General features: G+C 60.0%; 13 protein-coding genes and 1 pseudogene. 7 read left to right on the top strand and 7 right to left on the bottom strand.

Going from position 1 to position 13,325, the window contains the following annotated elements; all coding sequences use genetic code 11:
* Nucleotides 1–2: 2 nt before the first annotated feature.
* Nucleotides 3–846: pseudogene (locus tag HGP14_RS03800) on the bottom strand (LysR substrate-binding domain-containing protein).
* A 254-nt stretch (nucleotides 847–1,100) separates the two neighbouring features.
* On the opposite strand from HGP14_RS03800, the gene HGP14_RS03795 reads away from it, so the two are divergent.
* The 5 genes from HGP14_RS03795 to HGP14_RS03775 all read left to right on the top strand — a co-directional run bounded on the left by HGP14_RS03795 (nucleotide 1,101) and on the right by HGP14_RS03775 (nucleotide 6,423).
* Complete coding sequence (locus HGP14_RS03795) at nucleotides 1,101–1,613, top strand: NUDIX hydrolase (protein WP_168828502.1); 513 nt, start codon at nucleotides 1,101–1,103, stop codon at nucleotides 1,611–1,613.
* 62 nt (nucleotides 1,614–1,675) lie between these two features.
* A complete protein-coding gene (locus HGP14_RS03790; protein ID WP_168828501.1) occupies nucleotides 1,676–3,169 on the top strand; it encodes an inorganic phosphate transporter in 1,494 nt (497 codons plus the stop codon).
* A 15-nt stretch (nucleotides 3,170–3,184) separates the two neighbouring features.
* The gene (locus HGP14_RS03785; protein WP_168828500.1) at nucleotides 3,185–3,922 is read left to right on the top strand and encodes a 16S rRNA (uracil(1498)-N(3))-methyltransferase; all 738 of its coding nucleotides are present in this window, start codon (nucleotides 3,185–3,187) and stop codon (nucleotides 3,920–3,922) included.
* Nucleotides 3,923–4,071: 149 nt separating this feature from the next.
* Nucleotides 4,072–5,445, top strand: coding sequence for a glutamate--cysteine ligase (locus tag HGP14_RS03780; protein ID WP_168828499.1), 1,374 nt, complete (start codon nucleotides 4,072–4,074; stop codon nucleotides 5,443–5,445).
* Between the two features lie 87 nt (nucleotides 5,446–5,532).
* Nucleotides 5,533–6,423 (top strand): DUF937 domain-containing protein, encoded by an 891-nt coding sequence (locus HGP14_RS03775; RefSeq protein WP_168828498.1) that lies wholly within the window; start codon nucleotides 5,533–5,535, stop codon nucleotides 6,421–6,423.
* A gap of 87 nt (nucleotides 6,424–6,510) precedes the next feature.
* Here HGP14_RS03775 and HGP14_RS03770 read toward each other — a convergent pair whose 3' ends face one another.
* Nucleotides 6,511–6,810, bottom strand: a complete 300-nt coding sequence (locus HGP14_RS03770) for a DUF1127 domain-containing protein (protein WP_168828497.1) — start codon at nucleotides 6,808–6,810, stop codon at nucleotides 6,511–6,513.
* Between the two features lie 201 nt (nucleotides 6,811–7,011).
* Here HGP14_RS03770 and HGP14_RS03765 point away from each other — a divergent pair, with 201 nt between their 5' ends.
* Nucleotides 7,012–7,968 carry a LysR substrate-binding domain-containing protein gene (locus HGP14_RS03765; RefSeq protein ID WP_168828496.1) on the top strand — a complete coding sequence of 319 codons (957 nt, stop codon included), beginning with the start codon at nucleotides 7,012–7,014 and terminating at the stop codon, nucleotides 7,966–7,968.
* A 9-nt stretch (nucleotides 7,969–7,977) separates the two neighbouring features.
* On the opposite strand, the gene HGP14_RS03760 is transcribed toward HGP14_RS03765, so the two are convergent.
* Nucleotides 7,978–8,607: a TetR family transcriptional regulator gene (locus HGP14_RS03760; RefSeq protein WP_246704346.1), complete on the bottom strand. Its 630-nt coding sequence runs from the start codon at nucleotides 8,605–8,607 to the stop codon at nucleotides 7,978–7,980.
* 175 nt (nucleotides 8,608–8,782) lie between these two features.
* The gene (locus HGP14_RS03755; RefSeq protein ID WP_168828495.1) at nucleotides 8,783–10,279 is read right to left on the bottom strand and encodes a catalase; all 1,497 of its coding nucleotides are present in this window, start codon (nucleotides 10,277–10,279) and stop codon (nucleotides 8,783–8,785) included.
* Between the two features lie 120 nt (nucleotides 10,280–10,399).
* Between HGP14_RS03755 and HGP14_RS03750 the strand changes: the two genes are divergently transcribed.
* Nucleotides 10,400–11,305 carry a hydrogen peroxide-inducible genes activator gene (locus HGP14_RS03750; protein WP_168828494.1) on the top strand — a complete coding sequence of 302 codons (906 nt, stop codon included), beginning with the start codon at nucleotides 10,400–10,402 and terminating at the stop codon, nucleotides 11,303–11,305.
* On the opposite strand, the gene HGP14_RS03745 is transcribed toward HGP14_RS03750, so the two are convergent.
* The 3 genes from HGP14_RS03745 to HGP14_RS03735 form a co-directional block, all read right to left on the bottom strand.
* Nucleotides 11,306–12,181, bottom strand: coding sequence for a dienelactone hydrolase family protein (locus tag HGP14_RS03745; protein ID WP_168828493.1), 876 nt, complete (start codon nucleotides 12,179–12,181; stop codon nucleotides 11,306–11,308).
* Nucleotides 12,182–12,273: 92 nt separating this feature from the next.
* Nucleotides 12,274–12,696, bottom strand: a complete 423-nt coding sequence (locus HGP14_RS03740; protein WP_168828492.1) for an MAPEG family protein — start codon at nucleotides 12,694–12,696, stop codon at nucleotides 12,274–12,276.
* Between the two features lie 66 nt (nucleotides 12,697–12,762).
* A complete protein-coding gene (locus HGP14_RS03735; protein WP_168828491.1) occupies nucleotides 12,763–13,323 on the bottom strand; it encodes a hypothetical protein in 561 nt (186 codons plus the stop codon).
* Between the last annotated feature and the right edge of the window lie 2 nt (nucleotides 13,324–13,325).

The following is a 13,325-nucleotide window of genomic DNA, read 5'->3' as shown; positions in this document are numbered from 1 at the left end:
CCCTATCGCTTGAGGCCGCCGGAGCGAAGCAGCCACTCGCGAAGGGCCTGGAAAGACGGTCTCTCCGCATCGGTGATCCTGCAGCAGAATCTGTAGCCCGATGGCCTCCTGACGAATCCCAAGGGAGCGACGAGGACATTTCGCGCGAGGTCATCTTCGATCGAAGCGCGCGGCGCGAGCGCGATGCCGAGGCCCGAACGGGCCGCGCTGAGTGCCAGAAGCATATCCTCGAATTCCTGCTTCCGGACAAACGCGACCGGCGGCGTGCCGCTTTCCGCAAACCACTCGTCCCACAGCCTCGGCACGCTACGGCTGACGAGTACTGCCGCCTCCGCCATACGTGCCGGGCTTTCCGAGACACTGGCGGCCAGTGCCGGCGTGGCGACAGGGCCGAATTCGTCCTCCATGAACTTGACGGACGCAATGCCTGTCGACGGCCGGTATTCTCCGCCCATGATGACGGCGTCGAGCTCCGGATGGAGCAAGAGCGGTTCGGCGACGTTCATCGGCACGATGTCGATCTCATCAGGCCCAAGCGCGTTCTGCAAGTCACCGGCACGCGGCATCAACCACCATATTCCGAAAGCAGACGGTACACCGATGCGTATCTTGCGCCGCGGTCCGCCCTCCGCCGGCGGCCTCTGCAAGCGCCCGCCCCTTTGCAGTCGGGACGAGCCGCCGCCCCTCGCGCAAGAACAGCTTCTCGCCGAAATAGTTCTCCAGCGTCGTGATCTGCTGACGCACCGCGCCGCGCACGACCCCGAGTTCCTCGCTGGCCTGCAAAACGCTCCCCCGGCGGCAAACGGCTTCGAAGGCGCGGATCGCGTTGAGAGGAGGCAGGCGCATGATTCCAAGTCCCTAAATAAATTCGTGGAGCAATTGATCGCGCCATTGAACGTGACACAAGCCAAGAGCATATTGAACAGGTGTGCATAGTCGCAATCAGAACACGATCTGGCGGAGTTCGAAGCAGAGCGGCAGCGAATCCATAGCAAATGTTGGCTGTGCACTTTCGAGCGGTGCAAGTTTTCCATGCAGCGCTTATATTAGTGATTCGTAATTATGATTCTGGAGACAAACTTTAGAAGGTGGCCCGCGAATTGACGCTTCTTTCCCGACTGGCTTCTGACGTGCAACTGATGTTTCGGCGCCCGCCGCGACTGCAATATGGTGCGCTCTGTTACCGGGTGAAGAAGAAGACCAATGCGGTTGAGGTTCTGGTGATGACGAGCCGTGATACCGGCCGCTGGGTCATCCCCAAGGGCTGGCCGATGAACGGCAAGTGTTCGCACGAAGTTGCCGCCCGGGAAGCCTATGAGGAAGCAGGCGTTCGCGGCAAGATAGAGAGCGAACCGCTCGGCTCCTACACTTATCCGAAGGCTCTGAAGGACGGACTGAAAGTGATCTGCAAGGTTCAGGTCCATGTTCTCGAAGTCTCCGAGATCGTCAAGAATTTCAAGGAAAAGGGCGAGCGCAAAGCCGAGTGGGTTTCCTGCGACGAAGCGGCGGCGCGCGTCAATGAGCCAGAGCTTCGCAAGCTTTTTCTGCTCTTCAAGCGCAGAATAACCGAGAAACTGCAGGCAGACTCGCCGAAGCAAATTCCGGCAGCATGATTCCTGCCATCTTGCGCAACTAGGATTAACGGCGCTAAGCAGGCGCCAGTCCTAGGAAAAGCATGCCCGATCGAATCCCCGTCCTGACCAAACGAACGCTTGATAAGGACCTCGACAAATTCACCCACGTCGAGGACGCGGCGAAGTTTGTCTCTCGAAAGCTGGTCGGACCCGGCCTCGGCCTGATCTTCCTCGGACTGGCGATGCTGTTTGCGGGCGTCTACGTCTTCGAGCGTCCGAGCGCGGTTCTCATCATCGCCGCCACCGCCCTCGCGGCATACATGGCCATGAACATCGGCGCGAACGATGTGACGAACAACGTCGGCGCCGCTGTCGGCGCGCGCGCCATAACGATGACGCAGGCACTTGTCATCGCGGCCATCTTCGAAGTTCTCGGTGCGACGATTGCCGGCGGGGAGGTGGTCCGGACGATCTCGTCCAGCATTGTGGATGCGGTGCATGTGCCCGGAGGACTCCTCGCGTGGATCATGATGGCGGCGTTGATGGCGGCTGCGCTCTGGATCAACCTCGCGACCTGGCTGAATGCGCCGGTTTCGACCACGCACGCGATCGTCGGCGCCGTAATCGGAGCCGGAATTGCCGCCGTCGGACCGGAGCCCGTCAACTGGCGCGTCATGCTTGAGATTACGTCAAGCTGGGTGACGTCGCCGCTGATCGGCGGCGCGATCGCAGGCAGCCTGCTCTTTTTCATCAAGAGCTTCATCATTTATCAAGACGACAAGATCGCCGCGGCGCGGCGCTGGGTTCCGGTGCTGATTGCCATGATGGCGGGCGGTTTTACGGCGTATATGGTCTTGCAGCTCGCGCCGTCGGGGCGGTTTTCGTCACCGACGATTCTGGCGTTGGGGCTGCTTGCGGGCCTCGTCGCATGGCTGGCGGCGAAGCCGATCGTCGCTCGGCAATCAAGAGATCTCGAAAACCGCAACAGCTCGCTTCGCATCCTGTTCAAATTTCCGCTGATCGGCTCGGCGGCCCTGTTGTCCTTCGCCCATGGCGCAAACGATGTCTCGAACGCCGTCGGACCGCTTTCAGCCATTGTGCGTTCGTCAACGGCGCTGGCAACCGGGACCGCGCCGCCGCTCTGGGTGATGCTGATCGGCGCGTTCGGCATTTCCGTCGGCCTGCTTCTCTTCGGTCCGCGCCTCATTCGGCTCGTCGGTGACCAGATCACCAAGCTCAACCCGATGCGCGCCTATTGCGTTGCGCTGTCGACAGCCTTCACGGTTATCGTCGCATCCTGGCTCGGCCTGCCCGTCAGCACGACGCATATCGCGGTGGGTTCGGTCTTCGGCGTCGGTTTCTTCCGCGAATGGTACACCCGCAATTCCAAGCGCCGTGTCAAATTCATGCGCAGCAAGGCAGAAACCTGGGCAATCGACGAGCCGGAAGATCCGAACGTGCATGAGAGACGCCGCCGCTATCTGGTGCGACGCTCGCACTTCATGACCATTGTTGCCGCCTGGATCATCACCGTGCCGGCGTCCGCTGCGCTTGCGGCAATGGTTTATTTGGTTATGTTCGCCCTCTTCGTTTGACCGGGGTCTTTTGAGATGCGCGCCAATTTCCGCATGCAGCGGCTTTTCGTCGATGCTTCCTTGTCGATGGGCGCTGCCATCGAGGCCAGTTCCGACCAGTTCAATTATCTCGCCAATGTCCTGCGCATGACTGATGGCGCCGAGATCCTGGTTTTCAACGGCCGCGACGGAGAATGGAAGGCGAGGCTTTCCTTTCCGAGCCGCAAGCGCATTCAGCTGACCCCGACCGAAGAGACGCGGCCGCAGCCGGCGCCCTCCGATCTGCACTATCTTTTTGCGCCGCTGAAGGTCGGCCGCCTGGACTATCTGGTGCAGAAGGCGGTCGAAATGGGCGCGGGTCTGCTGCAGCCGGTGATGACTCAGCATGTCCAGGGCAAAATCACCAACCTCGACAAGCTGAGGGCCAATGTGGTCGAAGCGGCCGAGCAGTGCGGCATCCTCGGCGTTCCTGATGTGGCAGAACCGGTGAAGCTTTTCGATCTGCTCGAAGCTTGGCCGCAAGACCGGCGGCTCATCTATTGCGACGAAGGGGATGCCGGGCAAAATCCGCTGCCGCTGCTCTCCACGATCGAAGAAAGGAAACTTGCGCTTCTCGTCGGGCCGGAAGGCGGTTTTTCGGAGGAGGAGCGCGCGCGGCTACGGAGCCTCGATTTCGTCACGGCAATACCGCTTGGACCACGAATTTTGCGCGCCGACACTGCTGCGATAGCGGCCATGGCTGTGATCCAGGCGGCGATCGGCGACTGGAATTAACCTTCCAATCAGCCTCCAGCGAAATAACCCGCTATTTTTTTGATGCGTCGTTGAAAGAATTTCACTTGCAACATACCTGAGAGCGGCACTAATCACCCTTCCAATTGTCCCGGCCCGCCGGGCGTTCCCCAGTATACAGGTTACACTGAATGGCTCGCGATACTACCGACCAGACGCCTATCTCTTCGGTTCAGGAGCTGACCGCCTATATGGCTGCGGGGAGCAAGCCGAAGGACAGCTTCCGCATCGGCACCGAGCACGAGAAATTCGCCTTTTTCCGTGCCGACAACAGCCCCGTTCCCTATTTCGGCGAAGCCAGCATTTCAGCCCTTCTGAAGGCCCTTCAGACAAAGAATGGCTGGGATCCGATCATGGACGGGGACAATATCATCGGGCTCGCCGACCAGCACGGCATGGGTGCGATCTCAATCGAACCGGGCGGCCAGTTCGAGCTATCGGGCGCGCCGGTGGAAACGATCCACGAGACCTGCCGGGAATCCAATTCGCACCTGGCGACGGTACGCGAAATCGCCGAGCCGATGGGCATTGGCTTCCTCGGCATCGGCGGCAGCCCGAAATGGACGCTGGCCGAGACGCCGCGCATGCCGAAATCCCGCTACGACATCATGACCCGTTACATGCCGAAGGTCGGAACCAAGGGTCTCGACATGATGTACCGCACCTGCACGATCCAGGTGAACCTCGACTTTTCCTCCGAAGCCGACATGCAGAAGAAGATGCGCGTGTCGATGAAGCTTCAGTCGCTGGCAACGGCGCTCTTTGCCTCCTCGCCCTTTACCGAAGGCAAACCGAACGGCCTGCTTTCCTGGCGTGGCGACATCTGGCGCGACACCGACAACCGTCGCTCCGGGCTTCTCGACTTCACCTTCCGCGACGACTTCGGCTTCCATCGCTATATGGAATGGGCACTCGACGTGCCGATGTATTTCATCGTCCGCGACGGACGCTATCATGACTGTACGCATGTCACGTTCCGCCAGTTCATGAACGGTGCGCTGAAGGGCGAGATTGCCGCCTGGGAGCCGACGATGGGCGACTGGACGAACCATCTTTCGACGCTCTTCCCGGATGTACGCCTGAAACGCTTCCTCGAGATGCGCGGTGCGGACGGCGGCCCGTGGCGCCGCATCTGCGCCCTGCCCGCCTTCTGGGTCGGCCTGCTCTACGACGATGCCGCGCTTGATGCCGCCGACCAACTCACGAAGGATTGGACATTCGCCGAAGTCAACGCGCTTCGGGAGGCCGTTCCGGCGGCCGGCCTGAACGCCACGTTCCGCGGCCATGCCCTTTACGAGGTCGCCCGTGAGGTCATCGGGATTTCCAAGGCCGGCCTCAAGGCGCGCAACCGCTTGAACAAGGAAGGCCAGGACGAGAGCATCTTCCTATCGCCGCTGGACGAGGTGATGGCCAAGAAGGCGACGCTCGCCGAGGACCTGCTGGCGCTCTACCACGGCCGCTGGAACGGCTCAGTCGAGCCGGTCTTCGCGGAATATCAGTATTAGGGCCAGGACCTACTAAATTCATTTGCGCAGTCCATTTTCCGTTTATAGTGGTGAATCACAAGCACTGCTCATGGGGGAAGGACTGTCATGCTGCCACTCTTCGACATGATGATGCAGGCGCAGAATGGCGCGGCGATGGAGGCTGTCTCCAAGCAGTTCAATCTTGCCCAGGAGCAGGCAGCCAAGGCGATGGCGGCGCTGATGCCCGCCTTTTCCGCCGGCCTGAAGCGCACCACCGGTAATCCGTACGACTTCATGGCCCTGATGCAGGCGGTCGCTTCCGGCAATTACGCCAAATATTTCGAGGATATGAGCAAGGCCTTCACGCCGCAGGGTATCTCGGACGGCAACAATATCCTCGGCCAGCTTTTCGGCTCGAAAGAGGTGTCCCGCGCCGTTGCCGCGCAAGCCGCGCAGATGACCGGCATCGGCCAGGAAATCTACAAACAGATGCTACCGGTGATGGCCGACACGCTGATGGGCGGAATCTTCAAGCAAACGACCGGGCAGATGGCCCAGACCGCCAATCCTTTCGCCAATACGCCGATGGGCGCAATGATCCAGAACTGGTTGGAAAGCACAGGCTTCGCGCCGAAGCCGAAAGCCGCAGCCGAGCCGAACATCTTCGACAATCCGTTCATGCAGGCGATGCAGATGATGTTCAGCACGCCGAAGCTGCAACCCAAGGAGACCAAGGAGCCTTCCGTCAATCCCTTCTTTGACAATCCCTTCGCCAAGGCCTTTCAGGATATGATGACGGGCCTCGCGCAGCCGGCGGCGCAAAAGCCGCCGGAACCTGCCAAGAAGGCGCCGGAAGCTCCGAAGGAAGAAGCGAAGGAGCAAGCGGAAAGCTATCTGAACATGCTCAATACCATGTTCGACAGCGGGCTCGAGGTGCAGAAGGGCTACCAGAAAAGCATGGAAGCGATCTTCGAGACCTACATGCCAAAACGCACGCCTCCCTCTCCGAGCCCATAAAAAAACCCGGAGACGGCTGGGAGAGCCGGTCACCGGGTTAGGCGGCAGGGCTATTGGCTATCACCCTGCGGGGAAAACGGTCCGCTCCTAATCTGCATAGGAGCGGAATATCGCGAGACGCCAGCGGCGGCGCGCCGAGTTCGTCAGATGTGCCGACGGGTCCTCGAAGAAGGTCGACGTTACCATTGCCGCGGTGATATCGGCCCGCGTCAGGCCGATATCCCGCAATTGATAATCGTCGAGGTGGCTCAAGCCATTGATCGCTCTGCGGTTGCGGAATGCGCGAAAGAGAGCTGCCAGCGGCACAAGGGCTCCGCCGAAACGCTGGGAAAACGTCACGGGCTGCTTGGCACAGTCGAGTTCTACTGTCTGATCAATCATGCGCATCGAACTCTCCTTTCTTTCGGGCGCAACAACCCATCCCTCCCGCGAGGTCGAGCGGAAGGAGAAAGGCTGAACCTTTGAAGGACAGGCAAGGTGTCTGTTCTTCACTATGTTTGATTTGCATCTAGAAGATGCCAAACGGCTATTGATCAGTCCAACGAATGTTTCTAATGATTATTATCAGAGATCGTTATAGGTGAGCCCATGTCCGCGCCCCTCGATATTGACCAGTTGCAGACCTTCATCGCCATCGTCGATTCCGGCAGCTTCACCAAGGCCGCCGATCGCGTCTACAAGACGCAGTCCGCCGTCTCCATGCAGATGCGGCGTCTGGAAGAGCGGATCGGCAAGCAGCTCTTCATCAAGGACGGCCGCGGCAACCGGCTGACGGTCGAGGGCGAGAAGCTTTTGAATTACGCCCGCCGGATCATCCGCCTCAACAACGAGGCGATCGCCGCCTTCGACGACAACCGTCTCGAGGGAACGCTGCGCATCGGCACGCCGGATGACTACGCCGACCGCTACATGCCGGAAATCATCGGCCGTTTCGCCAAGACCCATCCGAATGTCGAGCTCTACATCGTCTGCGAGCCTTCGCCCGATCTGGCCGAGCGGATGCACAAGGGCGAGCTCGATATCGCTTTGGTGACGCATAACCCGCGCGAGCGGATGTCGGACGTCGTCAGAACCGAGCCCCTCTGCTGGGTCGGCTCCGCCAACCACCCGATCCGCGACGACGCGCCGGTGCCGCTTGCCGTCGGCCGCCGCGATTGCCAGTGGCGGCAGCTTGCCTGCTCGGCCCTCGATGCGGTCGGCCGCGAGTACCAGATCCTGTTCACGAGCTGGTCATGTACCGTGGTTGCCTCTGCCGTGCTCGCCGGTATGGCCGTTTCGGTGATGCCCGAATCGGCATTGCGGACCGGCATGAAGGTGCTGAGCCAGGCTGACGGCTTCCCTGCCCTGCCACCGGTTCAGATCGGCATCATGAAGCGCCCGGGCGTATCGCTCTCGCTGATGAATGCGATTACGGCGCATATCACCGCCTGCCTCGACAACATCACGCCCGCGGTGGTTGACGACCATCTGGATGCGGATGGGAAGTCGGCCTACGCACGGCAGTATCCGCGCCTGAGGGCTGCCAACATGGTGCCAAGCTGGTAAGCGTAAGCGTCAGGCCGCTGTGGCGAACAGCGAAGCGCGGATGACGCGCTTCCATTCGGCCAACATCCGTTGCGCCAGTTGCTCTTCGCTGTTGACCGCGAGGCGGACCGATGCGCCGATCAGGTGGCTGAAAAGATAGGTGCGAGCCCGCATGTCGATTTCAGGTATCTCCGGTGCGATGCGCTTTAACGCATCATGGAAGATTTCGGCCACGCGATTGCTGTGTTCGATGTTGAGCCGCAGAAGGTCCTGGTCGGTTTCCGTTCCCATCCAGACGCCAAGGTAGGTGGCGTCATTGCGGTATTCGCAATAATACCAGTCGATCATGGCCGAGATCAGCTCCAGTGCCTCGTCGAAAGATTTGACGTCGGCGAACATGCCAGCAGTCTTCGCCTGGACGGCGGTCGCATGGCGGTCGAAAAGAGCTTTGACGATCGCGGCCTTTTCCGGGAAGTACTGGTAGACCGAACCGATCGGCACCTTGGCAGCGGCAGCCAGCTCCGTCATACGCATGGCGCTGACGCCCTTTCTGGCGATCAGGTCTGCGGCGGCGGCAAGTATCAGATCAAGTCTTTGGATGCTGCGTTCCTGCTTCGGCTTCCGGCGAAGGCCGATGCGATCCTTACCCTGCTCGCTCATATCGCTCCCATGTGTTATCTTTGGCGCACGTGCCTCAGACCGGCGCATTCCGAGCGATATGGCATGCACGTCTTCATGCGGCGTAAATGGAAACCCTCGCATTTTAACGGACTCGAGAAGCCCAGGGAAATCGGGGCTATAAGCCCCAATTTTGGTTTTCAAAACTGTGGATCGACTACTCGGCAGCCGCCGGCTGCGCACTGACCGTATCGACCTTGTAGCCATGCTGCTTTTCCAGAGCGGCACGAACTCCGGCCTCGTAATCGGGATGCGCGAGCTTGAAATGTGCGAGCTGCCGCTCGACGATTTCACCCGGTACGCCGCCCATCGCAGCCGCGATGTTGGAGAAGAGGCGGGCCTTCTGGCCGGCATCGAACAGATTGAAGAGCGCGCGCGGCTGGCTGTAATCGTCGTTGCCTTCACGATGATTGTAGCGGGACGCATCACCCGTAATCCTGAGCGGCGGCTCGGCGACGGTCGGCACTTCGGCCGGCGAACCAGCGACCGAGTTCGGCTCGTAGTAAGCGTCCGGATTGCCCGACGTGATACCTCCGAAGAAGTTCATCGCGCCGTCCTTGACGTAGTTGTGAACCGGGCACTTCGGCGCGTTGACCGGCAGCGCCTCATAGTGGGTACCGAGCCGGTAGCGGTGCGCGTCGGCATAGGCAAAGAGACGCCCCTGCAGAACGCGGTCCGGCGAGTAGCCGACGCCGGGAACTTTATTCGACGGTGAGAAAGCCGCCTGCTCGATCTCGGCGAAGTAGTTTTCGGCATTACGGTTCAGCTCGAAATAACCGACGTCGATGCAGGGATACATCGAATGCGGCCAGACCTTGGTCAGGTCGAAGGGGTCGAAGGGACATTTGTCGGCTTCGAGTTCGGGCATGATCTGCAGCTGGACGGTCCAACGCGGGAACTCACCCCTCTCGATGCCGCCGAAAAGCGCCTCCTGATAGCCCTCGCGAGTCTTGCCGATCAGAGCTTCGCCTTCCTCGTTGGTGAAGAACTTGTGGCCCTGCTGGGTCTTGAAGTGGAACTTCACCCAATAACGCTCACCTCTGTCATTCCACAGCGAGTAGGTGTGCGAGCCATAGCCGTTCATGTGCATCGGATCGATCGGCAGCCCGCGATCCGACATCAGGATGGTGACCTGGTGAAGCGATTCCGGCGACAGCGACCACCAATCCCACATGGCGGTTGCCGAGCGCAGGTTGGTCTTCGGATGACGCTTCTGGGTGTGGATGAAGTCGGCGAATTTCATCGGGTCGCGGATGAAGAAGACCGGCGTGTTGTTGCCAACCAGGTCCCAGTTGCCTTCTTCCGTATAAAACTTCAGGGAAAAGCCGCGAACGTCGCGTTCATGGTCAGCCGCACCGAGTTCGCCGGCAACGGTCGAGAAGCGGGCCAGCATTGGCGTGACCTTACCCTTCTGCAGCGCCTTGGCGATGGTGTACCTGGAGAGGTCCTCGGTAATATGCAGCTCACCGTAGGCACCCCAGCCCTTGGCGTGGACGATGCGTTCCGGAATGCGTTCGCGGTTGTGATGGGCGATCTTTTCCATCAGCTGGTAATCTTCCAGCAGGATGGGGCCGCGGGCGCCGGCCGTCAGCGAATACTGGTTCGAGGGAACCGGGGCGCCGGCCGTTGTCGTCAAGCGTGGGCGATCGGACATGAAATTCTCCATTGAAATAGGTTCTTGAACACTCTTTGGGTTCCAGCGGCTTTGTTCTCCCATTGACCATTGATAATTTCCAATCGTATTTAATGAGGATCACAATCGGAAAAACTTATCATGCTGACACTGCGGCAGATGCGCTATTTCGACGCCCTCGCCACCACCGGCCATTTCCGGCGGGCGGCGGAACTGGTCCACATCAGCCAACCGGCGCTTTCGGCGCAGATCATGGAAATGGAGGAGTATCTGGGCGCCAAGCTCTTCGAGCGGATGCGCACGAGCACGATACTTACGCACAAAGGACAGGAGGTGCTGCTTCATGTGCGTGCCATCCTGCATCAGGTAGATTTGCTGGAACAGACAGCCAGGAAGGGCGACGGCCTGCTGGCAGGGTTGATCCGCATCGGCATTATTCCGACTGTCGCGCCCTATCTCGTACCGCAGTTCATCCCGCATCTGCGCCGGACTTATCCGTCCGTGGAGGTAGAGCTCAAAGAGGCAGTGACCGACCGGCTCATGGCCGATCTTGCAACGGGCAAGCTCGATGCGGTCATCGCCGCGCTGCCGCTCGACGTCGAAGGCATCCAGACGCGGTCGCTCTTTACCGACCGCTTCTATATGGCGGTTGCCGAAAATGGCGAGAGCGTGCTGCTGTCGCCGCTCACCGAAAACGAGGTGAATGTCGATCGGCTACTGCTGCTGGAGGAAGGCCATTGCCTGCGTGATCAGGCGCTCGCCGTCTGCAGCGCCGGCAAGCGCAGTCTCGTCAACTTTGGCGCCACGTCGATGGCGACGCTCCTGCAGATGGTGTCGCACGACATGGGCATGACGCTCATCCCGGAAATGGCGATTGCCACCGAGACGAACCGCAACTCGATCCGCATCGTGCCTTTCGCCGAGCCTCAGCCGGCACGCGAGATCGGGCTCGCCTGGCGGCGCAGCAGCCATCGAGCCAAGGAGATGGAGGCTCTGGCCGAGGCGGTCATTGCCGCCTCCGCCATTGCACGCGACGCCGCCGCCTGATCAGCCCAGGTTCTTCTTCAGGAACTCGACGGTGCGGCTCCAGGCGAGGTCCGCCGCTTTCTTGTCGTAGCGTGCCGCAGACGTGTCGTTGTTGAAGGCATGGTTGACGCCGTCATAGACGAAGACCTGGACGTCCTTGCCGTTATCCTGCAGCGCCTTCTTGTAGGCGTCGATGCCGGCGTTGATGCGCTCGTCGAGACCGGCATAGTGCAGCATCAGCGCCGCCTTGATGTTCGGCACCTCTTCCGCCTTGGGTTGCGCGCCATAATAGGCAACGGCGGCCTTCAGCTCCGGCGATTTCGTCGCAAGATTGTTCACGAGGCCACCGCCCCAGCAAAAGCCAATGGCGCCGACATTGCCGTTTGAGAGCGGCAGCGTCTTCAGATATTTGACGCTCGCCTCGGCATTCGCGACGGTCGTCGCCGCATCAAGCTTGCCAAACATATCGCGTGCCTGATCCTCGTTCTCCGGCGTACCGCCCTGCGGCGACAGGAAATCCGGCGCAAGCGCGATGAAGCCTTCGAGCGCCATGCGGCGCGCGACATCCCGAATATGCGGGTTGAGGCCACGATTTTCGTGGATCACGACCACCGCGCCGAGCTTGCTCGAGGCATCCTTGGGCTCGACAAGATAGCCTTTCATCTCGCCACTGCTGCCGGGATAGGTAACATCCTGCGCCTTTAGCCGGTCGTCGTTGGCGGCAATCATTTCCGCGCTCGCCTTGTTTGCGGCGAGCATCGGGGCGATGAGGGCCGCGGCACTCGCCGAGCCTGCAAGCTTCGTCAGCTTGTCCATGAAACTGCGGCGGTCGAGCGTCAGATGCGTGTATTCATCATACGCATCGATCATGGCCTGCGTGATTTGCGGTTTATCCATGTGAACCTCCTCTTTCCCCTGATTATGGAAGGCAAGATAAGCCATGGCCCGGTAACGCAGGAACAAAACCGCGTTACCGGCGCGATGATCCATCAGCCGTTTGGAAAAATCATCCAGACTGCGAGCCACACCCACATGGCGGCAAGCACCACGTAACCCGCGGCAAAGAGCGGGCTTCGGTATCGCATGTTGTTGGTCGTGACATGGATGAATGCATGCAGATAGCGAAGCGCGACGAAAATCCAGGCAAGGACGACGGCGAGCAAGTTGTCGGCTTCCGTGATGTAAAGCAGGACGCAGCAGACATAAAAGAGAACCGGCAGCTCGAACTGATTGGCGATGCTGTTCCTGACGACAAGGCTCTCCGATGGTTCGCCGCGGTTTTCGCGGTAGTCTGATGTCTTGGCCTTGCCCGCCTGCACCATCTGCCGGCGGCGGAGGCTGAGCAGCATATAGAGGACATAGACCAGGCCGACATGGGCAATAATTGGCCAGAACATTTCATAGCCGGTCATATGGTTTCCCTCACAACTTCTCTCATATTTTCAAAGCAGTAGAGGAAAATACGGGCACTTTCCAGCCTATTGTGGATCGTCGCTGCCCGGACCGGGCCGTATGAGTAAAGAACGAAAGATGATGATTGCCGAGACGGCGAGCGCTGCGAATTTCAACTTGGTCATCCAGGGCAGCAACGCGGCGGCAGATGCTGCGGACCCGCTATCGCCGAAAGCAATGAGACTGGAGATATTCTCGGCATAGTCCGCAATGCCGTAGATGAGCGGTAGAGCATAAATTGCCTTGCTCAAAACGGGATGCATCGGCTTGCCGGAATAGCTGCGGTCCGGCTGAAGCTTCAGGAGAATCGCCCAAAGTAGCATGGTCACCAGCGCCGGCAGCACGAGCTCCGGGCCGCGATACATGCTAAACAGCAGCCCGCGGGCGACATCGTTCTCGCTCAACAGCTTCTGCATGGCCACGACCGCAGGATAGTCGTAGCCGGAGAAATAGGTGTCGAGCATTGGCCGCCCGGTTTCCTGCTGGAACGGCAGGGCGTAGCCGAAGGCCGTCCAGGCCAGAGCGGCGGCAGAAAGAATGGCAAGCAGCCCGATAACCCAAGATGGTATCCGGCTGCCCGTCAGCATGA

The sequence above is a fragment of the Rhizobium sp. P32RR-XVIII genome (assembly GCF_012641395.1).
Lineage (GTDB): Bacteria > Pseudomonadota > Alphaproteobacteria > Rhizobiales > Rhizobiaceae > Rhizobium.
Note: the sequence above shows the minus strand (reverse complement) of the source record. Positions and strands in the feature narration are given on the sequence as shown.